The sequence below is a fragment of the Candidatus Bathycorpusculum sp. genome, assembly GCF_009778815.1.
In the GTDB taxonomy this organism is placed as follows: Archaea; Thermoproteota; Bathyarchaeia; order Bathyarchaeales; family Bathycorpusculaceae; genus Bathycorpusculum; species Bathycorpusculum hydrogenotrophicum.
In genome coordinates, this window is the sequence record NZ_WRFL01000005.1 from 1 (window position 1) to 25,287 (window position 25,287).

Consider the following 25,287-nt stretch of genomic DNA (forward strand, 5'->3'; position numbering starts at 1 on the left):
ATCGTTGCATATGGTGTAACTATGGCGTAATTATTCTTTGAAATTTAGGGCTAAAAACCAAAAAAGAAACGAAAGCAACCTCTAACCATTCAAACTATGGCGTAAACTGTAAAGTTCAGGTTAAAAAAAACTTGGCCAGACGGCACAACAACATAGTTCTAAGAGACAATACCCTCAACAGACGCCGCCAAACCATACGCACAAGTAACCAGCAATGTTAGGCTTCACGCTCAGACGACACCTCATAAACATTCAAAGTTGATCTGCAACTAAGAAGCATAAATGCACCTGAAATGGGAGACACATCACAGGTATACAGAGAAAACTTGAGTTCAGTGCCTAATTTTTGTTGACGACATTTCTCGTCAACAAAACTAAAATGAGACAGCATTTGATATAACGTCTTATGAGTGATGGAATCGGATCCTTGAACAAGATTCTCAAGGACGAAACAAGAAGAAAAATCATCCTGGCCTTGACTGATAGAGAAAGGTTGAGTTATACCGAGCTTATGGAAACTCTTCAGATCGGCAGTACTGGAACGTTTAATTATCATCTAAAGGTTTTAGGCGACCTTTTAGAAAAAACTGATTCGGGGCAGTATATCCTCTCTGAAAAAGGAAAACTCGCCTCTCAGTTCTTAACCGAGTTTCCAGAACGTAACGATGCCTTGGAAACTAAGAAGGTTTGGTGGCGCCGATTCTGGATTGTAGCCGTTCTGCTTCCAACTTTATTGCTATTGATAGTTCTGTATTTGTATTTTTCAGATTATTTAGACACATACCGAGTTATACAAACGACAGTTGGATTTATTTCCGCAATGATATTCACTTATTTTTTCTATCGAATGATTCGACCAAATAGCAAAAAACAAAAAATACAAAGCCAAAAAGAACAAGATCGAACAATCAAAGATGTTTTTGTTTCAGGAAGACGAGCAGAGGAAGTAAAAGAAGAGATTCAGAACTGGGTAAGAGAAGAAGGCATAATCATAGAAGTTGAAAGAGAGGGATTCATAAGGGGGCGTCTTGGGATTCCTAGTGGATTGGGTTTGACTGCGCCAAAATACTTTGAGGTGTCATTAAAGTCCGATCAGAATGGTGTAATGGTTCATACTGAGGGCTGGATTAGTTTATATGATGTAAGTGAGAAAAGCTTTTCAGACGAGATATTAGCCGTTGGTAACATACCGCGGAAAAAAGGCTGGAAAGTAATCAATCATCTCTGGCAAAAGCTAAGAGCACTTTCAAAATAGAGATAGCCCTGCTAATCTGAGTGAACTACAGCCCTGCATCAGAAAAATGTACCAAGTGTACCAGTTGTTAAGGTGGCCATCAACATAAGAGTTCAAGTCAGTTACCAAATAAGCTTTAAATGTTCCATTTGGTACAGCAGTGAGCAATGACAACTGCCCAAGAAGTCCGAAATCATCTGCGCAATAAACCCTACTTACTTGAAGCCCTCGAAAAGGGCATTGTAAACCTAAGTGAACTCTCACGCCAGCTACAGAAAGATCTTAAAACCAGTGACACCAGCGCCATAAAAGCAGCCCTGCGCCGCTATAGTGAGGACCTGCAAAAACATAGGCAGAAAAGAGAAGAAAAAGTCCTCCAGCTCCTCAAACGCAGCGGCATAGCAGTTTTTGACTGCAAATCAGTCATCATAACCTCCAAAGAACTCAGCTCTGAACCGGGCATGAAAGTAGACTTACTGGATAAATTTGTTTATCTGCTGGATCGAAGTGACCTACCGGAACGCATAAACGCCTTGGTTAAACATGAAAACTGTACAATGATTGTGGTACACTCACCTGAAGAACTAGAAGCAACACCAGGAGTTGTCGCGTTTTTAGCAACTTTGCTTGCAGAACAAAACGTCAACATCGTAGAATTCATTTCCTGCTGGACCGAGACTATTTTGGTGGTTGAGAAAAAAGACAGCCTCAAGACCTATGAGGTTTTATCAAACTTGATAGGTTAAGAAACCATCAAAGCACCAAAATTATTAATATGCTAGCCGCCTAATTTTTACTTCAAGAAAGCTAAGAAGATAGAAAGATATGGCCCATCAGGAATGCATAAACTGCAAAACCATCTACGGTACAGAAGAAGTGGTCTATTTCTGCAAAAAATGCGGAGATATCCTCGAAATCAAATTTGACCCAAACGAATTAGAAGAAAACGCAAAAACCACCGAGTGGAAAACTAGACCCCTCTCAGTGTGGCGTTACCGTCCCTTTATGCCCATTCACGAATCCACCCGACTAATCACACTAGGCGAGGGCGGCACAGGTCTGCACCGATCAGAACGGTTAGGTGCCGAATTAGGCATCCAAAACCTCTACATTAAAAACGAAGGCGAAAACCCCACCGGCAGCTTCAAAGACCGCGGCATGACCGTGGGCGTAACCAAAGCCGTTGAGCTGGGCGCACGCCATGTAATTTGCGCCTCCACAGGCAACACCTCAGCAAGCCTAGCCGCATACGCAGCCCGCGCAGGCATCAAATGCACCGTACTTATACCCTCAGGTAAAATCGCATATGGCAAACTCAGCCAAGCCATGATTCATGGCGCAAAAGTGCTTCAAGTCAAAGGAAACTTTGATGAAGCCCTAGAATTTGTCTTTAAACTCGCAGAAAAACACAAAGACATCTACCTGCTCAACTCCATCAACCCCTTCCGCGTGGAGGGACAAAAATCCCTGGGATATGAAATCTGTGATCAACTAAACTATGAAGCCCCCGATCGCATCGTCATCCCAGTGGGTAATGCAGGCAACATAAGCGCCGTCTGGAAAGGACTCACAGAATTCTACCAACTCGGCCTAATTAAAAAACTACCCAAAATGACAGGCATCCAAGCTCAAGGATCTGCACCAATCGCACAAGCCATCCAAACAGGCAGCAACCAAATCATCCCTGTTGAAAACCCCGAAACCATAGCAACCGCCATCCGTATCGGCGCACCAGTAAGCTGGAAAAAAGCAGTCAATGCCATCCGCGAATCCCACGGCACCGCTGAAACCGTCACCGACGACGAAATTCTTGATGCCCAAAAAACACTAGCACGCATCGAGGGCATCTTTGTGGAACCCGCATCAGCCTCCTCCATCGCCGGACTTAAAAAACTAATCAAAAAAGGCATCGTAACAAAAGACGAAAAAGTAGTCTGCATAACCACCGGACATGGCCTAAAAGATCCCGATACCGCTATCAAACAAAGCGAAAAACCCATCGAAGTTGAAGCAGATATAGCCGCTATAGAGGCAGCATTGGGCTTAAAAAAAGCAATTCTAGCAAGGTGATATAAAAAATGAGAATTATCCTAGTTGGCTATGGCGTCGTCGGTAAAGGCGTAACGACAATTCTGGCACAAAAATACGCGGAAAAAGTAAAAGACTACGGATTTAACCCAAAAATCGTAGCCATCTCAGACATTGATGGAGCAGTCATAAATCCCCGAGGCCTAAGCCCTGAAAAACTCGAAGCCATTAAACAAAGGGGCTATCCCATATCAGCAGACCCCGAATTTGGCAACCCCGGCATAAACGCACTCGAAGTTATCGAATCCGTTGAAGCTGAAGTTGTCGTAGAAGTCACCCCCGTAAACATTCAAACCGCCGAACCCGCAATCTCACATATCACAAAAGCATTCAAAACAGGCAAACATGTTGTCACCACCAACAAAGGACCCCTGGCCTTAGCGATGCCAGCACTCACCGAACTTGCCGAATACAATAATGTGTACTTGCGCTTCAGCGGTACCGTAGGCGGCGGAACTCCCATGTTGGAATTTGCCAAACGCTGTTTGGCTGGTGATAAAATCAAAGCCATACGAGGCATCTTTAATGGTACAACAAACTATATACTAACTGAAATGAGCCAAAACCAAGTAGGCTTCCAAGATGCCCTATCAAGTGCCCAGAAGCTGGGTTATGCCGAACGCGAGCCCTCAATGGATATTGATGGGTTTGACACCGCCTGCAAGGTGGTTATTCTCTCAAACTGGATCATGGGCAAAAAAATCACACTAAAAGATGTGGACCGAACAGGCATCCGTGACATAACACTCCAAACACTAACCGAAGCCGCGGAACGGGGTAACACCATCAAACTTATTGGCTCCATAGATGACAACAAACCTACCGTTAAACCCACTGAAATCGCTAAAACTCACCCGCTCTGTGTCAGCGGAGTACTCAACGCAGTAACCTTCTCAACCGAATACGCCGGCGAACAAACCCTGGTGGGCAGAGGAGCAGGCAGTATCGAGACTGCAGGAGCAGTTTTAAGAGACCTCCTAGACATAAAACATAAGTTAGCTAATCGGATGCTAAATAGCAATTTGGAGTCCTACAAATGAAGCTAGTCATGAAGTTCGGCGGTACAAGCGTCGGCTCAGGTGTAAACATTCGCCATGTAGCCGGATTAGTCACAAAGTACGCCAAAGAAAATAACAAAATAGCTGTGGTTGTCTCAGCGTTAGCAGGCGTCACTAACAGCCTTATTGAAACAAGCTTCCGCGCACAAAAAAGTGATGAAAAATACATCCAAGCATTCACCAAAACCCTGCTATCAAAACACACAGACGCCATAAAAGAAGCCATTACAAGTGAGATAATCCAAAAAGAAGTCATAGAAATCACCGAGAAAAACATAGCAGAACTCGAAAAAATCCTAATCGGTATCTGCTACATCGGAGAATTGACACAAAAATCTAAAGACTACGTTATGTCATTTGGAGAACGATTATCAGCACCAATTGTTTGGGGAGCCATAAAAGATCACAATACCCAAACACAGTGGTTCACAGGTAAAGATGCAGGTATAGTCACTGACAGCAACTTTGGCGACGCAGATCCACTTATGAACTATACAACTCATCTTGTCCGAGAACGACTCGAACCTCTGCTTGAGAAAAACATAATCCCAATCGTCACCGGGTTTATTGCCGCCAATCAAGACGGCATAGTCACCACTGTAGGACGCGGAGGCTCAGACTACACCTCAACCATACTAGGCGTCGCCCTACAAGCAGACGAAGTTTGGATATGGACCGATGTCGATGGTATAATGACCACAGATCCCAAAATTGTCCCAACGGCCCAGATGCTATCCCAGCTTAGCTACAAAGAAGCAACCGAGATGGCAATTTTTGGTGCCAAAGCCATGCACCCCCGAGCGTTGGGGCCGGTAAGCAAAGCAAACGTACCGGTGAGAATCCGTAACACTAACAATCCCGAAAACTCAGGTACTCTTATCACCAAAGAACCACAAGCAGACGCAAAAGAAGCCGCCAAAGCAGTCGCCATGTTAAAAGATGTGGCCATGCTAAACGTATATGGAGCCGCCATGGTGGGAGCACCGGGCAGCTATGCCAAGGTCTTTGATGTATTAGGTAAAAACGGTATCAATGTTATGATGATATCAGCAGCCGCTTCAGAAGCCAACATATCAATGATAATAAAACGAGACCTGCTGGGCAGAGCCATAAGCAACCTCGAAATAGCACTACAAGAACACGGAGGCATAATCAGCGAAGTCACCGCAGAAGACGACGTGGCAGTCATCGCAACCATAGGCGCTAACATGAAAGGGACACTTGGAGTGGCTTCAAAAATTTTCAGTGCCGTCGCAAAAAAAGGCATAAACATTCGCATGATAGCCCAGGGCAGCTCAGAGCTAAACATCAGCTTTGTCGTTAAAGAAAAAGACGGAATCGCAGTCGTACAAACAATCCACGAAGAATTTAATCTCGGCAAACAATAACACTCTTAACTACCTTTCCTTTTTAATATCGCCGTGTTTTTAGCTCAGCAAAAGAGCAGCCTCTTTTCTGAAGATATAAACAAAAGTTTATGTGAGCTAGATACATTTGTTTGATGAGCGTTCTATATTGACCGATCCCGAAATAGAAACCCAAGAGGCTCAAGCACCAGAACAAGCAAAAGAGAAACGCGTTGCCATACAGTTCCCTCTAATTATCATCCGAACAAAACGTTTCTCAAAAATTTTCGACCGATTAGGGGCAATGCGGGCTTCACACTACATTTCGTGGATTTTGCTGGTGCTGGTACCATTTGTAGCCGGTGTAGCGCTCTATCTTATAGTTAACAGCCTTATTGCTCTGATAAACAACCCTGCACTCGGCGAAATTTCACGCGAGATGGGACCTCAAGCAATTTTGATGCTGCCAGGGATTAACCCTATGCTACCTATTGTTTATGGCTGGATTGCTATAGTTGTTGCTGTTGTGATTCATGAAGGCGGCCATGGCATCATTGCCCGTAACGTAGGCTTCGATGTTAAATCAAGCGGGCTTTTGTTCTTCTTGTTTGTTCCCATTGGCGCATTTGTTGATGTTGATGAGGAACAGGTAAAGAAAGCCAGAGCTAGACCTTCACTCAAAGTAATGGCGGCTGGAGTGGGCGGAAACATTATTTTTGGTGCAACCTGTCTGTTGCTGCTCTTGGTTTTAGTGAGCGGCGTAAGTCCAGCAGTCAATGGAGTATATGTCAACAGTGTTGTGGATGGGATGCCGGCACAGGAAGCAGGACTTATGCCAAAAGACGTCTTTACCGCAATCGACAACATACCAATTAATAACGCCACCGATCTGCAGACCATAATAAACAGCAAAACAGCAGGTGATACGGTATGGGTAGAGGTGATTCGGGGGGATAACTGGCAACAACAGTACGCAACCAACATTACCCTCACAATCTCAGAAGATAACCGTACGATCATGGGGATAACTACCTATGATTTACAAACCGAGTTACGACTGGAAAATTACCAGACATTTTCCATAGAGAGACTCTCAATGTATATGGTGCCCCCTACGCTTGCTTCGGGGTTGGTGCCGTACTCTGATTTTCTGGCACCCTTCTACACCCATAGTCTGGGACCGGTATGGGTAATTCTTGCAAATACGTTGTTTTGGCTGTGGTTTGTAAACCTCAACCTAGCGATATTTAATGCGCTACCCATCTATCCCATGGATGGCGGAAGAATTGTAGATATACTGCTCAAACGCTTTGCCGGCAACAAATTAAGCGGGAAAGCAATCCAGGGGATAACTTTGAGCCTCACAGCTATCTGCGCAACCCTAATCATTGCAACCATAGTATTACCCTTCATACTCTAAACCCCTTTGAGAAAGCAAAAAGCAACTACAGCGCCAGCATAGGGTATAGCAAAAAAAGGGTCCATAGCTTATCTTAACGGATTTTTGTGAGTTTGAAGTGAAAATTCAGCTTGATGAAGGACAGGTGTAGAAGAATCATTAATTAAATAGGTTTTATCTTCTTTGGTGCCGATGAAGAATCTAAAAAGCTGATTGATGATGCACTCTAGGGTATCTGAGGCAAAAATTGGGGTTAGGTTATGATTTTTTTGCGGATAAGATAGATCAGCATGACTAAGCCCACGACGAATAGAGCGGCACCAATACCTATGGATGCAAAATAGTCTATGTTTAGCACATCAGACATTAGGTAGGGTATGTAGGTTGGTCCGACGAAGATTAACAACATTGAAAGGATAATTAAGGCTACTTTGTTGAATTTTGATTCCATACCGCTAACTTTAATTTCTTCTCTACGTTCAGACATGCACTGCACCCAACTTATGACTCTTCAATTTGATTGTTCTCAGCTAAACCTTCTTTTATCTCTTTTCCTAAAGCTTTCATTAAAAACTTGAAAACTGAAAATCCAGCGTTCTTATCTGCCTTAAAACCTAAGGTTGTTCCAAGCAGACTGACACCATCGATTTTACGTTCCTTGGCTAAAGCCAATGTTAGGCCTGTGCCGCCGACGATTCGGCCCTTGCTGTAGATAACACCGCCTTTTTCCATGAACTCTGTTGCCAGTCTAGGTGAGGTTGCGGCAATATAGACCTGTGTTTTGTCCTCTGTGATGGGAACACCGCCCATGGTAACCATGAAGTGACAACCAAGTTTTTCTACAAAATCAACCACATAATCACAGACCTCATAGTGTGCAACGACATCGTCAAAACTGGGTTGAATTTCCCCGGTCATGATAATTAGGGTGTTTTTCTCCATGGGAGCATAGTAGAATTCATAGCGAGGTAGATGTGCGATGCCCTTGGAGGTTATGGAGATGTAATCAGGGAAAGATGGCGAGTACAATTCTGCAAAGGGTTTAGCATCACAAAATTTGATGAGAAAGTGAGCAGCGATTCGGCCTACGTTTCCAAAACCTGGCAACCCCTGTATGAAGATAGGATTGTCAAGTGCAGGATCTGAGAGTTTACGTAAATACGGCGTGTCCATTGTAGCCATCTAGCCTTAGGGAAAGACACCGCCTCTAAAAACCTTTTGCTGGAACTGGAAAAGAAAAAGAAAAAAAGAAACTATTAATATCTGACATCTTCTAATAGTTACACCGAACCCATTTTTGGGGACAGAAACATAGCGGGGTGGGGTAGCCAGGATCAACCCGCTGGGCTCATAACCCAGAGATCAGTAGTTCAAATCTACTCCCCGCTACTAAAAATCAATCCAGAACCAGTTTTGTGTAAGATCAAGATAGCGCGAACAACTTGTTATTTTTGTTTTTATGCTCCGTCACAATTGGCAGACTCATTTCGATAAATGTAAATAAACCAAGTGAGATAACATAGAACAACCAGTTTGGTGAATCTCTTGAAGCAATCCGCAGGATCTTTGTTAACTGCAGTTTTCATCGGTTTAATCGTTCTTTCAACAGTATCATCTCTTAACGGAGTCTTGGCACAGACCGATAGCTACAGCATCACACAAATTGATCATCAAGTGCAGGTTATGTATTCGGGCAATGTAGCCATTTTTGACACCATACATGTTTCGGGGCAGATAACAAACGGCTTCAAAATTGGGTTGCCCTACAAATATAGTGCTGAGGTCCTAAAAGTCATAGCATATGATGAAAAGCAGGAATACAATATCAAACGTGGGGTACCACTAGATGACCACAACGGGTTCTACGGAGTAGAGGTCAACTTTGAGGGAAATAGCCCATCCGTCTTTACCGTGGCATTTGTGTTGTCCAATCAATTAGTTAGCGAGACTGACAACGGCGGCTATATCGTGGATTTTCCAGCTTACCCAAGCTTAACCCAGAATGTTAAAACTTGTAACGTCGACATCACGTTTTCCAACAGCCCTACAACTATTATCATAAACAAAGCAGATGGAATAAAGACAAGCAACAGCTATGTTAGAGCGGATTTACCAGCCTACACCTATGTAATAGCACAAGCCAATGCCACATTGCCGGTGGGAACGCTACAGATAGCGACTATAAACAGTCTAAATCATAAGATAACCATTGACGCCACAGGCAAAGTAGCGACAGAAGATACTTATCAGATAACAAGTAAATCAGTCGCGCCTCTGAGCGCTTTTGTTTTAAGTTTACCGCTTGAAGCAACAAATGTGGTTGTCAAAGATCAAGCCGAAGAAACTTTGCCGATTAAACTAACAGAAAACTCAGACATACTCTTGGTCAGTGTATCGTTTGGAGCCTTTATAAATCAGGGTCAAAAAATGAGTGTAACGGCACAGTATAATTTGCCTGGCGCGGAATTACAAAACGTCGATTATGTGCTCAGGGATTTCAAAGTTTTCCCAGACTTGCAATATCTTGTTGAGAAAGCAACGGCTGTTTTTAGTTTTCCTGAGGGGGCAACACTTGTGTTGCCTCAGATAACCACGCTGGATACATCAGCCACTTTGACACGCAACACCTACCAAGACATACTCACTATAGAAGCGGAGGATGTAAGCTATGTTGATTATCTGGCACATCAACAAAACATCGTTGAGTTATCGTATAACTATAATCCAGTATGGGTTTCGCTTAGAGCCACATTTTGGGCAGTACTCGCCGCCGCAATTGGTTGTGTGGTCATATTTGCTTATCAGATTCACAAATCTAGAGAGGAAACCTATGAGAACCGGGCAGAGAGGATTGCTTCGAGTTCACAACCAGACGGGGAAACAAACCCAGACCAGCAGATAACTACAGAGAACATCAAAGATTTCCTAGAGACCTATGAGTCTAAAAAACAGCTAAAAGCAGAATTACGATCGCTAGATGCAAAGGCACAAAAAGGCAAGATACAAAGACAACAATACAAATTGCAAAAGAAAACTGTAGAAGCTCAAATCGAGGGCATAACACGTAATATAGATCGTAAGAAAGCGCTATGGAAAAGCGTCAGCGGCATCTATCCAGATTTGATTATACAAATAGAATTAGCAGAAACAGACATGGCGGAAGCAGAGAAGAGCATGGAAACTCTTGTGGTGCTCTATAGTAAAGGTGAGATTTCGCGTGAGAACTATAAGCAATCCATGATAAATCACCAGAAAGTCTATGATAAAGCAGAAACAGCCATCAAAGGAATTCTGCAAAGGCTACGTGAAAAAATTCGGTGATCAACCTAAAACCTTTTATTTTACAGATAGACTTTTGAAGAAATATCAGTGGAGGTAAGACAAAATGGTGAAAATCGTTGTCGATCCTAAATGTACTGGATGCGAAACTTGTGTAAACACATGCCCCGTCGGCGTTTATGAACTCAAAGACGGCAAATGTGTGGCTAGCAAAGAAAGCGAATGCTTAGTTTGCAGAGCCTGTGAAGCACAATGTCCTGAAGGTGCCATTCAGGTAATCGAGTAAACAAAATCTCGCTACCTAACAGAAATTCCCTTTTATTAAACTTATTTTTTAGAAAATTAACAGCCAACAACAAAAATTAATTCAATTTTAGACAATAACAACTAGTTTGACAACTATTGGCAAACAGAAACAAATCACAGAAAGAGCAAACCTCAGCACAACCAGGTCTATATCATCTTAAGTTCCGAAAGTGGGATACACCCAACTGGAACAGGGTCTTATCTTCAAAATCACGACATAAACTTTGAAACTTCATGTTTGAAACGAAAAGAAAGTATGTTACTCATCTCTAATACACCTATACCATTTCATAATCTCAAATAAACTATTCAATTAAACATGCCCAAGAGGGGTAAACCAAGAAAACTGTTCAAAGCATTTTTTACCTCATAAGTCAATATTAACAAAAACTGTTTTATAGGAAAAGTTACAAATACCCGTAGTGTTAAACGTGAATAAAATTATTCCCTTTATGTTAATTTTCTTTTTCATAAGTGGAACATTTGCAACAACGACATTTAATTCTGTTTCAGCTTTAGAATTAGTTGAGGATTCTTGGAATACCAAAACGCCATCTTCCGACCCAGAACGGGTAGGTTTTAGAGTTGTTGCAGTTGAGGGTAAAATTTATGCTATTGGAGGTTTCCATTATGTTGAAGTACAAAATCCCTTTTACCCTCAATACGGTGAAAGTTATCTTGGCACAAATGAACAATATGATCCTGTGACTGATACATGGATTACTTTAGCAACTATGCCCACACCTAGAGCTCATTTTGCCATAACAGAGTATCAAGGCAAAATTTACTGTATAGGCAGTTTACATATGCATAGTTGTGTGGTTGAGGCTTATGATCCAGCTACTGACAGTTGGAGTACTAAAGCTGACCTGCCAGTTTCATTGCCGTATCCACATCATACGCAAGCACATGTTGTGAATGACAAACTTTTTGTTAGAACTTTTAACGAGTTGTTTATGTATAATTCCGTTCAGGATTCATGGATTGAAAAAACCCCAATACACGGAAGTGAACTACGTCACTATGTGACTTCGGTTGTGGTGGATGATAAAATAATAGTTTTTTATCCAGATGCAGTAGATAATACTTATGACCAGCCATTTAATGTGAATGTTGCGATTTATGATCCAAAAATGGATGGGTGGAGTGAAGGAAAAACACAGGAAATAGGTCTTGACGGCAGCATTATGGGTGCTGGAGTAACAACGGGTGTTTATGCGCCTAAAAATGTTTATCTCTTTGGTTCTAACAGGGGGTCACAATTCATCACTTGGGTGTATAATCTTGAAAAAGATGCTTGGTCAACGGCTAAAGCGGCACCTAATCGACTTTCAGTTTATGGCGTAACCGAGATTGACGATGTTTTATACGTATTTGGGTCTACTGAAAATGGTGAAGTAAACATGCAATATGTACCAATTGGGTATGAGCCACGTGGTTATCAGACTTTTCCAACTGGATATGTTGTAGCCATAATAGGCCTAACTGCAAGTATTGTTATTGTTATAACATCCTTATTTTTCTACACAAAGAGACGAAAAAACAGATAGTGTATCCGAAAGTGGGACTCACTTGTAAGGTGATGTGTTAATGTATATATTGGCGCGGTTAATTATTATTTTTGAGTTTATAGATGTAGTTGTGAGGGGTTATTTGCATGCGTGTAAATGGGCAGGCCAAGTTTAATTTACACGGTCAGCGTTTGTGTAGTAGTAAGGTTTTGTCTTTTGTTTTTTTGTTGTTTATAATGTTTGTTTTTTCCTGTTTGGTTTCTATGTTTAGTGCTGTTTCGCCCTTTGTGTTAGGCGCTTCTAATACTATGGTTAGTAATGAAGCTGAACTTACGGCGGCGGTTAATAATGCGCCATCGGGTGTATCGGTTGTTATTGTTTTTGATGGCGATATTTCCCTCTCAGAGACGCTTGTTATTTCTGAGGGCAGAAATATTACGTTAACAAGTACTGTTACAGATCAAGGTGGATTTTACAAGTTAATTGGCACAAAACGTGCTGAAATTGAAAGTGGTTTTTATCCGACTATTTCAGTTCAGAGTGGGGGAGTGTTGAGGCTTGATTGTATTATTGTAACTCATGCAAAGGGCGTCATTGGTTGTGGCGTAATGGTTCATCCTAATGGCACTCTTGCCTTGTCTGATGGTGAAATTTCAGATAACACGGGTTGGGGTGTATACAATTGTGGTCTTTTTGAGATGATGGGGGGTAGGATTTCGGGTAACACCGCTGGATCGGGGGGAGGCGGAGGTGTACATAATGAGGCGGGGGATTTTGTGATGTTGGGGGGTGTAATTTCTGGCAATAGAGCTACCTCGGGTCATGGCGGGGGTGTGTACAACTTTCGAAGTGTATTTAGTTTGTTTAATGGAGTGATTTCTAATAACTGGGCAAACTCTGAGGGCGGGGGTGTGTATAATTGGGAGAGCAACGTTACTATGTCTGGCGGCGAAATCTCGGGCAATACCGCAGGGTCGGGGGGTGGTGGTGTGAGTTTTAGAGGCGATAATCTTCGAGTATATACTTTTGAATTATCGGGGGGTACAATTTCGGACAATACCGCTATCGGCCAGGGTGGAGGCATATCTAACATCCAAGGCGCGGTTACTATGTCTGGCGGCAAGATCTCAGAAAATACTGTTTTACGCTCAGGCAATTTTAAGGGTGCTTCTAGTTATGGTGGTGGGGTGTATAATTATCTGGGTACTTTCAAATTGGTGGGTGGTGTGATTTCGAGCAACACAGCATCAAACGGCGGGAATGTATATAGCGAAAAAAGTGAGACATATTATTTTGGTGTAAGAACGGTTGTGATTATTTGGTGTATGCGTGTTGTGTTTGTGACGTTGGGTGTTGTTGTGGCAGTTATGCTCTTTATGTTCAAAAAAAGACGAAGAACTCAGGGGACAAAAAAATTAAGCATCAACAATGTCTAGTTAACTTTGTTTAGTGAGATACTAGGTCTAAATACTCAGGTACAACACGCCAAGTTTTTGTTATAAAAACAGAAGGGTTAGTCTTCTTCTATGTTTAGAAGGAATTCTATGATTCGGCCTAGCTGTTTTGCTGTGATTAAGTCGATGGCTTGTTCTTCGTCGATGTTTAGAAGAGGGTTATCGGTTTGCATAGTAGAAGTATTGGCTACTTTTGCTTTAACACTATCTGCTTTGTTACTTCGAAGTTCGAAGTAACGGCTCAACACATAGAACACATTTAACATTTTTATGCAAATTTAACGAATAAACAGTCATATAGACCACATGCAAGTAAACAACAAAACATGTTTTTCATGGAAGACCCCCTGAAAACAAGCAAAAGTTATATTGCCAATCCACCTAAAATACAATCATGTCAGTCAAAGTCCACTGTTGCCACATACTGGTCAAAACCCTAACAGAAGCCACCGCAGTAAAAACCCGCCTCGATAAAGGCGAAAAATTCGGCGACATCGCCAAACAGGTTTCATTATGCCCATCAGGCAAAAAAGGCGGAGACCTAGGCACCTTCACAAGAGGCAAAATGGTTAAAGAATTTGAAAAAGCCGCATTTGAACTCCAAAAAGGTCAAATCTCAAACCCAATCAAAACCGCATACGGCTACCACATAATAAAACGCATAGAATAACAAACAACCACACCTCTTATCCACAGGCTAAAGTAGCTCTTTTTAAAATCATCAATAACAAACCAACACACACAAACAAACACATATCACAAATTTACTAACAACCCAAAAAGAACCAGAAGCTATATTCATTAAACTCTGCAGGTCCAAACTGCAAACATGCACTTGCGAAAGTCATATAAGAGTTTAGAGTTAACTTGAGGTGTATTCAACTAATTTTGAGTTGAGCTAAATGACTAAAATCAGTCTTAAAGAGGGAATCAGCTGGGTCGGCGTAGTTGACTGGAACATACGAGACTTCCACGATTATGTAACATCCTGCGGTAGCAGCTATAACGCCTATCTAGTACAAGATGAAAAAACTGCACTAATAGACACCGTAAAAGCAACATTTTGCAATGAATTAATCACACACATCTCAGAATTAACCCCCCTTGAAAAAATCGACTACATCATAGTCAACCATGTAGAGATGGATCATTCAAGCGGCCTACCCATCATCGCTAAACTCGCTAAAAACGCCAAGATCTACGCCACCGCACGAGGCAAAGAAGAACTCATCAAACACTACGGAACAGAATTCGAACGCGTCGAAATTGTAAAAACAGGTGACAAAATCAGCCTAGGCAAAAAAACACTCACTTTTCTTGAGGCCCCAATGCTACACTGGCCCGATAGCATGTTCACCTACGTAATTGAAGACAAAGTTCTAATGCCCAACGACGCCTTTGGACAACACCTTGCCAGCTCAGGCCACTTTGATGATGAAGTTGACCAAGTAGTTCTAATGAAAGAAGCCATAACCTACTACAGCAACATTCTCACCCCATTTGCACCACTTATCGTTAAGAAAATCCAAGAGGTCATTGACATGAAACTTCCCATTGACATCATCGCACCCAGCCATGGTATCATCTGGCGCAAAGATCCCGTGAAAATCATCAATGCCTACATAGAATGGGCAACCGGCAAAACCGTGAAACCAAAAGTAGCCATAGTCTTTGATACCATGTGGGACAGCACCAACAAAATGGCCCGAGCCATCGGCGATGGTATAGCAAGCCAAGGCGTTGAAGCCAAACTGTTTAAACTCCGATGCACCGAAAACACAGAGATAGTCACCGAAATCACCGACTCAAAAATAGTCTTAGTAGGATCACCCACACTCAACAACGGCATGTTCCCCTCAGTAGGCATGTTTCTCACCTACATCACCGGACTAAAACCCAAAGGCAAACTATGGGGCTTCTTTGGCTCATATGGCTGGGGCGGAGGCGCCATACGAAATATGACAAAGATGACAAAAGAAGCAGGCTTTGAAGTTATAGAACCCAGTATCGAATTAAAATGGGTCCCAACAGAAGAAGAAATCAAAAAATGCTTCGACTATGGCGTACAAATCGCCCAAAAAGCCAAAACCTAACCCTTCCCATTTTTGAATTTAAGCCACCATTTATAGATTCTAACAACAATAAACAAGGGAGCACAGCCAAAAAGAGAGATGAGGCTCCCTTTGGTATCTGTTAGGGTTTGGAGTTCATCATTAGATCTTTTTCATATACCAGCCCATCTCGGGCACCCATTTTTGTCACGCTTCTGGAGGCGACAAAATTGCCCAATCGACCGCATTCAAAGATAGATTTGTTGTGGATCAAACCGTAGAGAAAACCTGCGTTAAAAGCATCGCCTGCACCGGTTGTGTCAGTAACGGGAACTTTGAAAGGCTCGATGGTGCGTTTATCGGTTCCATTTGTTACATAGCAACCTTTGGCTCCGAGTTTAACTACTACGATTTTAACACCCATCTGCAAAAGCAACTCGGCACCTTTGGGAACATCGGTCTCGCCTGTGAGAAGCTCAAGCTCTGCCAAGTTAGGCATCATAACATAGCTGTTTTGAATTAGGGGTTCTAGTGCCGCTAAACCCTTTTGAACATAGAGAACACCAGGATCAAAACTGACTTTGACACTATCCGGTAGAAAGCTCATGAGTTTTTTTTGGGTTCGAAAAGATTTATCGCCAACAAAGGAAGTCAAATGAAGGAATTGGGTATTGGTGATATAGTTTGCTTGCAACTCGCGGAATTCAATGTTATCATTAACACCGGGGTTTATGTAGAGAGCCCGGGCACCTTTTTTGTCCACAAAACCCAGACAGATGCCGCTTTTGCCTTTGGGAGAGCGTATTATACCGTCTGTGTTAATCCCCTCGGTTGTGAAACAGTTTATTTGGAGATTACCTTGGTGATCATCGGCGACTTTGCCGATAAATCCCACTTTGCAACCTAGGCGTGCCAAGCCAACAGTGGTGTTGGCTGCTGAGCCACCGCAAGCTTCGGTGGAGTCATGGATAAAGCTCTCATTGTCAGCCCCTGCAATTTTATCCACTTTTAGCAGGGTATCGACATTTAGTGCTCCAAACCCAATAACATCAAAGCGGGTCATTGGAAAACCTCCCGAAGGGGGATTTTGTACTGACCTAGTTTACCCTCATAGTTGCCAGCTGAAATACGCACGACACCTTCGATGTCTAATATAGCCTCAATACCTGCTTTGGTTGCAGCTTTGAGTGCCTCCACTGAGACCCCGTCATAGACGACCTCGGCGATGTAGCCTACACCGTCGGGCACTTTGGATTTGTCACCTAACTTTGTTTTAAGAGAGGGACAGAAGTAGTGGTTGGTTGTGGGGCCGATTTGGGGAAAGTTTGTTTCGGGTTTACTGCCCGCTGAGCAGATATCAAAAGTTGTAACAACACCATCAATGTGGTGGATGGCATCTATGGCTTGGGCGCCGGCTTGTTTGAGGGCTTCTTTGGTTGTGCACATAAACCAAATGTTGCCGCCCATTACACCTCGTGCGTAGCCGATATAGCGCTCAATAACAAAGTCGGGGACCATCAAGGGAACCACAATGACGTCTCTGTTGTGGCGTTTTTCGACCCATTCATATCCGTCGCCACAGTGTCCTATGCGTTCCATCATATCCATTTTGCCCTCGGCATCTGGCAGGGCGTCATAGACTGCAGTGAAGGGTTTGACAAGTATGTCTTGGCGGATGCGGTAGCTGAGTTCTTTTTCAAATTTTTCTACGGATTGAGCGAAGTCTTTTTTGGCATTGATTTCGCCCCAGAGCTGCAATATAGCACCAACTCGACCGTCAGGGGTTTGTTCTGGGTTGAGGTAGCGTTCTACGCCGCCCTCGGTTCTGCCAATTACCACTGAGGGGGTTGCGGTAGCATCAGAGGCGGCTTTGCAGAGAGTTTCCACATCATCTGCGGTTATAATTATGCGGCAATAGATGCCGGAAAATGCTTCTATGAAAGTATCATCGATTTTTTTATTCATCATCTATCCTAGTCTCCCAATTTTTTCTCCACGGATTTTTTCTCTAAATGCACAGCTTTGCTGTGCGATTTTTTCTATGTTTTTAGGTGTTATTATTTGGACTTCAGGCAATGTATCAGGGTAAACTGTGATTGGATGGTTTAGCATACCAACCAGGGGACTGTTTTTATCAAGTAAGGTTTTGCACCAAAATCCAATATATTTGTTTAGCAGGTTTTTTTTGCTGGTGGTTTGGTAGAATAATTGAGCAAGTGCGGCAGTTGCAAGTGTACTTTCTGAGAGCACTGCGACTTGGGCGTTTGCTATTGCATAAATGTTTCCGTTAAAAGAGACTGCTAAACCGCCTGATTGCCGAACTAATCGGAAGGCGTCTACATCGGTTATGCTGTCACCGACATACATTACATTTGAGAGTTGGGCACCGGATCGTTTGGCGGCATCGCAAATGGCTTGGGCTTTTTGGGGTCCTCCAACTGTAACCACTTCTGTGAGTAGTTTACCGGCGTTGGTTTTTGGAAGTTCAACCTCAAAAATTTCATCTAAGCGTCGGATTGTTGTTTGGTCCGTTGCTGAGAAATCTTTTAGGGATACAGCGTAGGGTGGAATTGTGATTTTGGGCATCTGGGCTATTTCTTGAGCGAGTTCTTTTAGGAGGGTTTGTTCTTGGGGGCTGATGGGGTATTTGTCGAGATTGACTTTTGTGCAATAAGTGTTTTTGTAGGGGAAGTTTATGGTTTTGCAGAGGGCTTTTATGTAGTGTTCGTAGCTGGTGCTGACGATAAAGACCTCGGCGATGTCATTTATGAAGCTCAATGTATCGGTGATGTGGGGTAGAAGGGTAACGTTTTTGGTGCAGAATTCTTCGAGTTGTTTGTCTGTGAGGTTGTATGCTTTAAAGAAGGGCAGAATTAAGCGAAGTGTGTTGCCTGCGGAGTAGTTGGGTCTGTGGAGATTGTCTGCTAGCACATCGTCATAGCAGCTTAGGTTAGAAAAGAGGGCTGAGCCGTTTGGGATAAAATGTGCGGCTAATTCGTAGGCGTTATCATTTTTTGAGATGGGCCCCTCACAGTCAGAAATCACGAGGTATTTGGGAGGGTGGGGTGGTTTCATCGGCGTAGTTGCTCCAGGTTTTGGATGCTTTTTGTGATGTGTTCTTTAGCGGCTATATCGGTGCGGTTCCATAATGCGCCGCCAGTGATGGTTTTTGCGCCTTCTTGGCTGATTTGGCGGGCTTCTTCTATGGAGTCGCCGATGCCAAGAATGCCAATTGCGCGAGATTTAAGAGCGTAGGTTTGGCCGTTTTGGATTTCCATAGAGCCGGGGTAGATGCGGATTTTGTCACCGTACTTTTGGGTGAGAACTTGGGCTTTTGTTAGGTCAACTGGTGTGCCGATGTCGGCTTTGTTTATCTTGTCTGAATGTAGGGTGGAATAGCCGCCGTAATCAGGGGGCACTTTGTAGGTTAGAACCGTTGCGGCTTTTTGAGTTGCAACGTCTCGCAGGGTGCCCTCTATCATGCGGTAGCAGGTGTCGACAAAGTCATCTTTTAGGATGGGGAGTAAATTCATGATTTCGGGGTCGCCGGGGCGGCTGTTGATTTCTAGGATTTTTATACCCTTGGCGGTGTGCATAAATGCGAGATAGAGGGGTACGCCGCGTAGGGCGGTGTTATCGGGGATTTTCTTTTTCCAGCCCTCAAAGACGCTTTGGGCTAAGGAGAGTTCTGCTTCGCGGTCGGCGGCTGTGAGGAAGGGAAGGTAGTCTTTTTGGTCTTTGTATGAGCCCATGCCGCCTGTGTTGGGGCCTTGGTCGTTGTCAAAGGCGCGTTTGTAGTCGCGGGTGTCGGGGAGGGAGATGAAGTGTTCGCCGTCGCAAAAGCCCATGCAGCTGGATTCTTCGCCGGGCACTTTTTCTTCGATGATAACAGAGTTAGATTTGAAACTGGAGAGGAAATGCTCAAAGAGTTGTTCTCGGGTTGTGAAATGATCGCCCCAGACTCCGACGCCTTTGCCCAGAGCAGGTTTGTCGGGTTTAACAACGGCGTTATTGTCAAGGTCGTCAAGCCATTTGTAGACATCGGCTTTTGCATCTGTGGGGGCGGGGTAGTCTTGGGGGTTGAAAACTTTGAACCGGGGATTGGCTTGGGGCGCGATCTCTTCAAAGAGGATACGCTGCGCCACTTTGCTTTCCTCAATTGCATATGCTTTTTTGGGGCAGATAACTGGGATGTGGGTTTTTTCCTCGATTAAGTCGCGGATACCTTTGATGATGGGAGTTTCTGAACCTACTAAAACAAAGTCTAGGTGGTCCTTGTTTGCCATTGCAAAATGACAGATATCGTCGATATCTAGACTTGGAATAACCACGTGTTTGGCGGCGTGTTTAACGTTGAAGGGATTACATTGTTTATCGGCAATGTAGAGTTCAACTTTGTGGTTTGGACTTCTTAGAAGCGCGTCTGCCATGGCGACTTCTCGTGCACCATAGGAAACTAGCAAGACACCCGTTTTTTCCAATCAGATACCACCGTTATAACCTATTTTGTGATGGAACGCTTAATAGCAGTTACGGCTGAACTTCCTCGTTCTCATAGATTCGGCCCTTTTCTTCATAGCCTTCTTGGAAGCGTTTCTTCATGGCGTCAGCAATTTTTTGTGCACAGGGAGTGGGATATTTGCCGGTGACACATGCTAAGCAGAGATCGTCTTCTTTTTTACCTATAGCGGCAAGCAAGCCCTCAAGGGATTGATAGCAAACGCCATCGGCGCCGATAATTTTAGCGATCTCATCAGCGTTATGTCGACTGCCTACGAGTTGACCATAGCTGGACATGTCAATACCATAGAAGCATGGACCGATAATACGTGGGAAAGTTACAAAGACGTAGACTTTTTTTGCGCCTGCTTTGCGTAACTTTTCAATAATGACACTTGTTGTGTCTCCCCGAACAATACTGTCCTCGGTTATGATGACACGTTTGTCTTTAACTTTAGCATCTAGGATGTTGATTTTTTTGTCTATGGTGGAGTAGCGCTCCGCATTTAGCAAAATAAAAGCACGCTCAGTGACATAACGATGACGACGTGAGGCACGTTCCCAGCGAAGACCCGACTCTTCATGAACACCCATAGCAGAATCATCACCGGTTTCAGGTACCGATAAAATGATATCACCATCTTTGGCGATTTGAGGGAATTCTTTAACGATATTGCGTCCAAATTCCTCGCGTATTTCATAGACGTACTTGCCATTGAAAATTGAATCGGGCCGTGCAAAATATGCAAACTCGAAAGCGCAAAAGGCAGGTCTTGGATTTGGAATTACTTGGATACGTTTGAAACCCTCTTTGGAGACAGTAACAAGTTCACCGGGGTTTAATTCAAAGTCCCGAACAAAACTGTTCATATCTAAACTAACAGTTTCAGATGAAAACGCATAGGTTTTGCTTTTGGGGTCATGTCCAGCGCAGAGAGGTTTTATACCATGAGGATCTTTGAAAGCAAAAAAAGTACCATCACAGGTTATACCCGTAACGCTAAATGCACCATCTAAGCTCTCCATAACGCTCTTGGCGGCCAGAACCAAATCATTGGTTTGTTTGAGACCAAGAAGCATCTTGTGGCAGACCAAATCGGAATCACAGTTATAGACAAAGTTGGGGAAATGCTCAGTCATCTCTTTTTTGAGCGGCTGAGTATTTACAATGTTACCATTGAAGGATAAAGCAACTTTTATACCATCTATAGAAGCTACGAATGGCTGAGTGCCTTGGACAATAGAGACATCGTCACATTTGCCCGAGGTGGTATAGCGAACATTGCCGATGCCAATTGAGCCAGGCAAACGGCTAAACCACTCATTTATAGCATCGCCTTTGACTTTTGGCACCAAGTCAAGGTTTTTGTATGCATAAAATTCGCCATTGCTGTAGGTGAGAAAACCATGTGACTGGTGTCCTCTGTGGTTTTGTGCCCGCAGTCCCCAGTAAACATAGGGGAAGACTGGTTGATTATCATAGTTTATTACACCAAAGATACCGCAGCCCATAGTAATCACTGCTCTTATTGGGTATGCATGTAATTGGGGGTTTATCAATTTTTAGTACAAACCTAACAGAACCCCATGGGTTTTTTGACACCTATCAGATTGAACTAAACGTCAACAGATACAGAAAACAACAGCAACAAAAAGAGAAATTATGGAAGAATACGACCCGAGATGAATGCAATAATAGCGATTAACATTGCAATTTTAAGGAGTTTCCTTGCCCGGTTGGGATTTTTAAAGATCAAGGGAATAGAACCGACGAAAATACAATCCGAAACTAGGACAATTACCAGATAACCTAAACCAAAGATCGCAAAAGGATAGTAGGCTAAGATACTGATAACAACTGCAATAATCACCAGAAACGAGGCAAAAATACCCGCATTTTTGGGTCCAATGATCTTGGGTAGTGTACTACGGCCTACGTCGCCTTTGATATCTTCGATATCTTTGATGATTTCACGACCAAAAATAGCCAAAAAAGAAGAACCAGCCATAACCAAGGTAGCCTCCAATCCACCCACGATTATGCCGCCAAAGATAAAACCCAATGCCGCCTGAAAACCCATAAGGACATTACCGGCAGCTTTTTTCTTTTTTATACCCAGCTCATATCCAATTTGGAGGACAGATGCAAGCAACACCATTACAAAGGCAGCTAAACCAGATATTGTACTCAAGAAGTAGGTTAAGAGAAAACATCCGCCAAACATAACAATTGAGAAAACCAAGTAGGTTTTGGGTTTAAGTAAACCAGAGGGCAACGGGCGTTCGGGATGGGCAACTTTGTCTATGTCAATGTCAAGATAATCGTTTAGGGCATTGCTGGCTAATCCAAACAAAAAGCCCACAAGAGTTGCCAAAGTTACAACTAGCCATAAATCAACAACATTTAAACCAGCACCGGCAACGCAGGCAGCAAAAACGCCTAAGCCCACAAGCAAAGAGGTGAAGGGACGGCCTATATGTAAAATTCCGCGGAAAGACGCTTTTGCTTCGCCTGTTGCGCTAGAATTCATATATTTCCGGCCCAAGGTTTCCTGTTATCATCATACGCTTAGTCTGCGGCACATTTTCCGCTAGGGGAATAGAAGACGTTTTGATTTTTGCATACATAATGTCGCCGATGAGTTTTTCCACAAAAGGACGTCTGTGAACTAGATATAGTTCGGTTTCCCGTTGAGAACGCACGAAATCGCGTTCGCCATCGGCGTATTGTTTGAAGTATTGAGTGGATTCGTTTAGGATTTTACTTCTCAGCGCCACAGCAACCAGATAGATAAGCTGGTTATCGTTCCAAGTGCTACTTGCAGAGCCCTGTTGGACATACATAAGACTGCTAAAATCAGAAATCGTGGGAGGAAGCATCATACCGGTTGGGAACTGGAGTTTAGTGTGGCGGATAGTTACATCTATTTTTGGAAACCCTGTGAAGTAGGACTCGTGTTTCATGGCCCAATCCAGTGAGTAATTGATTAAAAAGTTGGCCGTAAACTGTGTGTTGCCTGCAGTTTTTTGACAGAGTCTTTTGAGGTTTTCGCCAAATCCACCTGATGAACCACTGGGTTCAAGTGCGGTTTCTAAATCGCCGACGAAATTAAGTCTAACACCATACTTTTGGGCGTATTCCTCATAGGTAGCATAAAGCAACTTGAGGCCTTCATAGATATCGGAATAGTTGTCTCTTTGGCGGTGTTTTTCTTCGATGACATTAACGTAGCATGCAGGCATACCCAGCACACGCATGATGTTCATTAACCGCACGACAAATATGCCGCCATCGTAGTAGGCGTTGGAGCCTTTTAGCTGAGTGGAAGTACGCATGCCATCGGTCATATCGTAGATGACGGTTTGCTTGAGACTTTGCTCAAAGTTTTCTATTCCCAAGGTTTTGCAGGCGTCTTGGAAGCTTGTTTTAATGAACTCATCGCTGGGCAGTGATATATCCATGAGTATAACCCTCTTTCCCAACATCTTCTCTGTTCTGGTGAATAAATCTTTACCCTAAAATCGAGAGACAACTATAAGTAACAACGGAGATAGCGTCACGCGTATGTAAAATTTTGTTATCAAAAAAGGTTGTTAAAATTAAAAAAGAAAATAAGTGGGGAGTTTAGGGTTGCCACTTGTCGATGACGTACTTGGCGATCTCGCTGCTATCGCGTGGTCCAACCAAGACTTTCCAGCCAGATAGTTCTTCGATTTCGCCGCTGATGCGTGAGGCTTTGCCGGGGCTTATGATTTTGCGGTGTTTGACTTTGTTTTCGATGCCGCTTGCTTTGATTGCGTCTGCGATTTTTTCGGCGGTAAGTTTGCGTCCTGCGACTCCTGCGTCTATGGCTGCACCTTCTGCGTCAACTACGATGAGGTAGGCGTTGGTTTTGCTACTCTCGATGTCTGAGGCAACGGTGTAGAAGGTTAGGGCAAAGTTGCTTGTGAACATGACTGGGCTGTTTTCATCAGGGGTACCAAAGACTTTGAGACCGGGTTCAACTGCGACTGGTTTTCTTGGGTCGGTGTAGATGTTTTGTCTTAGGACAACTGTTGGCAACAAGCTCCAGCCGTCGTTGCTGTGGAGTATGATTGCGTCTGCGAAGCGGGTTATGAGCATTGATGCAAGGTAGGATTCACGCCATTTGACGAGGTCGTCTGCGAGGTCACCTTTGTTTGCCCAAGCAACCATGGGGATGCCTATGAGGGGTAAACCTGCGAGTTCTTCGCCGCCTTTAGTGGCTGCGCGTCGTAGCATGGTAAAGTTGTTGAGTGTGTCTGCTAAGCCGTCGTTTGCAAAGGTTCCGGGGTCTAGTACGATGTCTTTGACGCCGTATTCTTGGAGAGTTTTTGCCAAGGAGATTAGAGCGTTTAGATCGTTTGGTGCGGATGCAACAAGGGGTGCATCGTACATGATGGCGAGTTCAGCCATTTCTTTCCAGTTGGTTGTGGTTGCAGCGTAGAGGAGTGGTCGGGCTTTGGGTGCGGCCATTAAGCCTGCTTCGGCTATGGCTGGGTTGAGGGCGACAAGGATGAGGGGGAGCTGGGTGGTTTCAGAAACTTTTTTGACGCATGCTTTGAATTTGTCTGCGTTTTCACTGGTGCTTCGAACAGCGATTAAGTCGAGTTTTAGTGTGTTGCCGATGTATTCGTAGCTAAAGTTATCGGTTTTTTGTACACGGCTGACGACTTCGCTCTCAGGCATTTCGTCAGTGACATCAATGGCGATGGCTGTGGGGTTTTTGTAGGTGAATTCGTGGCGGTACATGACGAGTTTGCCGCCGATTTTTTTGGCTTTGTCGCCGATTCCGATTGTGACTTCTTTAACTGCGGGTTTGAGGAGTTCGCTTAGCAGAGCGTATTGTTTTGCGTTTTCGGGTTTTAGCAGTGGTTTGCATGCGTCGAGGTCAACTTCGCGGTTGACAATCTTTGTGGCAAATGCCATACAGTTTTCTTGACCGCATTCTTTACAGTTGGTTTTAGGTAAGTTTTTGTAAATGGTGATGGGGCTGAGTTCTTTTAATCCGCCTTTTTTCTTTTCTGCCATACACTTCATGT

Annotated in this window: 23 protein-coding genes and 1 tRNA gene; 13 read left to right on the forward strand and 11 right to left on the reverse strand. The window is 43.6% G+C overall.

Annotated elements, in window-relative coordinates; genetic code table 11:
• The first annotated feature begins 406 nt into the window (after positions 1-406).
• The 6 genes from FWF39_RS01850 to FWF39_RS01875 all read left to right on the forward strand — a co-directional run bounded on the left by FWF39_RS01850 (position 407) and on the right by FWF39_RS01875 (position 7,146).
• Positions 407-1,255, forward strand: coding sequence for a winged helix-turn-helix domain-containing protein (locus FWF39_RS01850; RefSeq protein WP_343381736.1), 849 nt, complete (start codon positions 407-409; stop codon positions 1,253-1,255).
• A gap of 146 nt (positions 1,256-1,401) precedes the next feature.
• Positions 1,402-1,980, forward strand: coding sequence for an ACT domain-containing protein (locus FWF39_RS01855; RefSeq protein WP_343381737.1), 579 nt, complete (start codon positions 1,402-1,404; stop codon positions 1,978-1,980).
• 79 nt (positions 1,981-2,059) lie between these two features.
• Positions 2,060-3,304, forward strand: a complete 1,245-nt coding sequence (gene thrC, locus FWF39_RS01860) for a threonine synthase (protein ID WP_343381738.1) — start codon at positions 2,060-2,062, stop codon at positions 3,302-3,304.
• 8 nt (positions 3,305-3,312) lie between these two features.
• Positions 3,313-4,362 (forward strand): homoserine dehydrogenase, encoded by a 1,050-nt coding sequence (locus FWF39_RS01865; RefSeq protein WP_343381739.1) that lies wholly within the window; start codon positions 3,313-3,315, stop codon positions 4,360-4,362.
• On the forward strand, positions 4,359-5,768 hold the full coding sequence (locus tag FWF39_RS01870) for an aspartate kinase (RefSeq protein ID WP_343381740.1): 1,410 nt from the start codon (positions 4,359-4,361) through the stop codon (positions 5,766-5,768). The genes FWF39_RS01865 and FWF39_RS01870 overlap by 4 nt, the downstream gene beginning before the upstream one ends.
• A 127-nt stretch (positions 5,769-5,895) precedes the next feature.
• On the forward strand, positions 5,896-7,146 hold the full coding sequence (locus tag FWF39_RS01875) for a site-2 protease family protein (protein ID WP_343381741.1): 1,251 nt from the start codon (positions 5,896-5,898) through the stop codon (positions 7,144-7,146).
• A 232-nt stretch (positions 7,147-7,378) separates the two neighbouring features.
• On the opposite strand, the gene FWF39_RS01880 is transcribed toward FWF39_RS01875, so the two are convergent.
• Both FWF39_RS01880 and FWF39_RS01885 read right to left on the reverse strand, forming a co-directional pair.
• The gene (locus FWF39_RS01880) at positions 7,379-7,612 is read right to left on the reverse strand and encodes a hypothetical protein (protein WP_343381742.1); all 234 of its coding nucleotides are present in this window, start codon (positions 7,610-7,612) and stop codon (positions 7,379-7,381) included.
• A gap of 14 nt (positions 7,613-7,626) precedes the next feature.
• Positions 7,627-8,298 carry a PAC2 family protein gene (locus FWF39_RS01885; RefSeq protein WP_343381743.1) on the reverse strand — a complete coding sequence of 224 codons (672 nt, stop codon included), beginning with the start codon at positions 8,296-8,298 and terminating at the stop codon, positions 7,627-7,629.
• A 140-nt stretch (positions 8,299-8,438) separates the two neighbouring features.
• Between FWF39_RS01885 and FWF39_RS01890 the strand changes: the two genes are divergently transcribed.
• From FWF39_RS01890 to FWF39_RS01910, 5 genes are all read left to right on the forward strand, one after another.
• Positions 8,439-8,514 (forward strand) — tRNA-Met (locus FWF39_RS01890).
• A gap of 156 nt (positions 8,515-8,670) precedes the next feature.
• Positions 8,671-10,446, forward strand: a complete 1,776-nt coding sequence (locus tag FWF39_RS01895) for a hypothetical protein (RefSeq protein WP_343381744.1) — start codon at positions 8,671-8,673, stop codon at positions 10,444-10,446.
• A 64-nt stretch (positions 10,447-10,510) separates the two neighbouring features.
• Entirely contained in the window at positions 10,511-10,690 is a 180-nt protein-coding gene (locus FWF39_RS01900; RefSeq protein WP_343381745.1) for a 4Fe-4S binding protein, read from the forward strand.
• A gap of 451 nt (positions 10,691-11,141) precedes the next feature.
• Positions 11,142-12,260 carry a hypothetical protein gene (locus FWF39_RS01905; protein ID WP_343381746.1) on the forward strand — a complete coding sequence of 373 codons (1,119 nt, stop codon included), beginning with the start codon at positions 11,142-11,144 and terminating at the stop codon, positions 12,258-12,260.
• Between the two features lie 269 nt (positions 12,261-12,529).
• Positions 12,530-13,657 (forward strand): hypothetical protein, encoded by a 1,128-nt coding sequence (locus tag FWF39_RS01910; protein WP_343381747.1) that lies wholly within the window; start codon positions 12,530-12,532, stop codon positions 13,655-13,657.
• Positions 13,658-13,734: 77 nt separating this feature from the next.
• Here the strand turns inward: FWF39_RS01910 and FWF39_RS01915 are convergent, their stop codons facing one another.
• Positions 13,735-13,923, reverse strand: coding sequence for a hypothetical protein (locus tag FWF39_RS01915; protein ID WP_343381748.1), 189 nt, complete (start codon positions 13,921-13,923; stop codon positions 13,735-13,737).
• Positions 13,924-14,069: 146 nt separating this feature from the next.
• Between FWF39_RS01915 and FWF39_RS01920 the strand changes: the two genes are divergently transcribed.
• The gene (locus FWF39_RS01920) at positions 14,070-14,345 is read left to right on the forward strand and encodes a peptidylprolyl isomerase (RefSeq protein WP_343381749.1); all 276 of its coding nucleotides are present in this window, start codon (positions 14,070-14,072) and stop codon (positions 14,343-14,345) included.
• Positions 14,346-14,577: 232 nt separating this feature from the next.
• Positions 14,578-15,768, forward strand: coding sequence for a flavodoxin domain-containing protein (locus FWF39_RS01925; RefSeq protein WP_343381750.1), 1,191 nt, complete (start codon positions 14,578-14,580; stop codon positions 15,766-15,768).
• Between the two features lie 100 nt (positions 15,769-15,868).
• Here the strand turns inward: FWF39_RS01925 and FWF39_RS01930 are convergent, their stop codons facing one another.
• The 8 genes from FWF39_RS01930 to acsC form a co-directional block, all read right to left on the reverse strand.
• Positions 15,869-16,789 (reverse strand): carbohydrate kinase family protein, encoded by a 921-nt coding sequence (locus FWF39_RS01930; RefSeq protein ID WP_343381751.1) that lies wholly within the window; start codon positions 16,787-16,789, stop codon positions 15,869-15,871.
• Positions 16,786-17,694: a formylmethanofuran--tetrahydromethanopterin N-formyltransferase gene (locus tag FWF39_RS01935; protein ID WP_343381752.1), complete on the reverse strand. Its 909-nt coding sequence runs from the start codon at positions 17,692-17,694 to the stop codon at positions 16,786-16,788. Before FWF39_RS01935 ends, FWF39_RS01930 begins: the two co-directional genes overlap by 4 nt.
• Positions 17,695-18,801: a hypothetical protein gene (locus FWF39_RS01940; protein WP_343381753.1), complete on the reverse strand. Its 1,107-nt coding sequence runs from the start codon at positions 18,799-18,801 to the stop codon at positions 17,695-17,697. It abuts the gene before it with no gap.
• A complete protein-coding gene (locus tag FWF39_RS01945) occupies positions 18,798-20,207 on the reverse strand; it encodes a hypothetical protein (protein ID WP_343381754.1) in 1,410 nt (469 codons plus the stop codon). The genes FWF39_RS01940 and FWF39_RS01945 overlap by 4 nt, the downstream gene beginning before the upstream one ends.
• Positions 20,208-20,256: 49 nt before the next feature.
• Entirely contained in the window at positions 20,257-21,738 is a 1,482-nt protein-coding gene (locus FWF39_RS01950) for an amidophosphoribosyltransferase (RefSeq protein ID WP_343381755.1), read from the reverse strand.
• A gap of 149 nt (positions 21,739-21,887) precedes the next feature.
• Positions 21,888-22,757: a UbiA family prenyltransferase gene (locus FWF39_RS01955; protein WP_343381756.1), complete on the reverse strand. Its 870-nt coding sequence runs from the start codon at positions 22,755-22,757 to the stop codon at positions 21,888-21,890.
• Entirely contained in the window at positions 22,747-23,688 is a 942-nt protein-coding gene (locus tag FWF39_RS01960; protein WP_343381757.1) for a hypothetical protein, read from the reverse strand. The genes FWF39_RS01955 and FWF39_RS01960 overlap by 11 nt, the downstream gene beginning before the upstream one ends.
• Positions 23,689-23,851: 163 nt before the next feature.
• On the reverse strand, positions 23,852-25,276 hold the full coding sequence (acsC, locus tag FWF39_RS01965; RefSeq protein WP_343381758.1) for an acetyl-CoA decarbonylase/synthase complex subunit gamma: 1,425 nt from the start codon (positions 25,274-25,276) through the stop codon (positions 23,852-23,854).
• Positions 25,277-25,287: the final 11 nt, after the last annotated feature.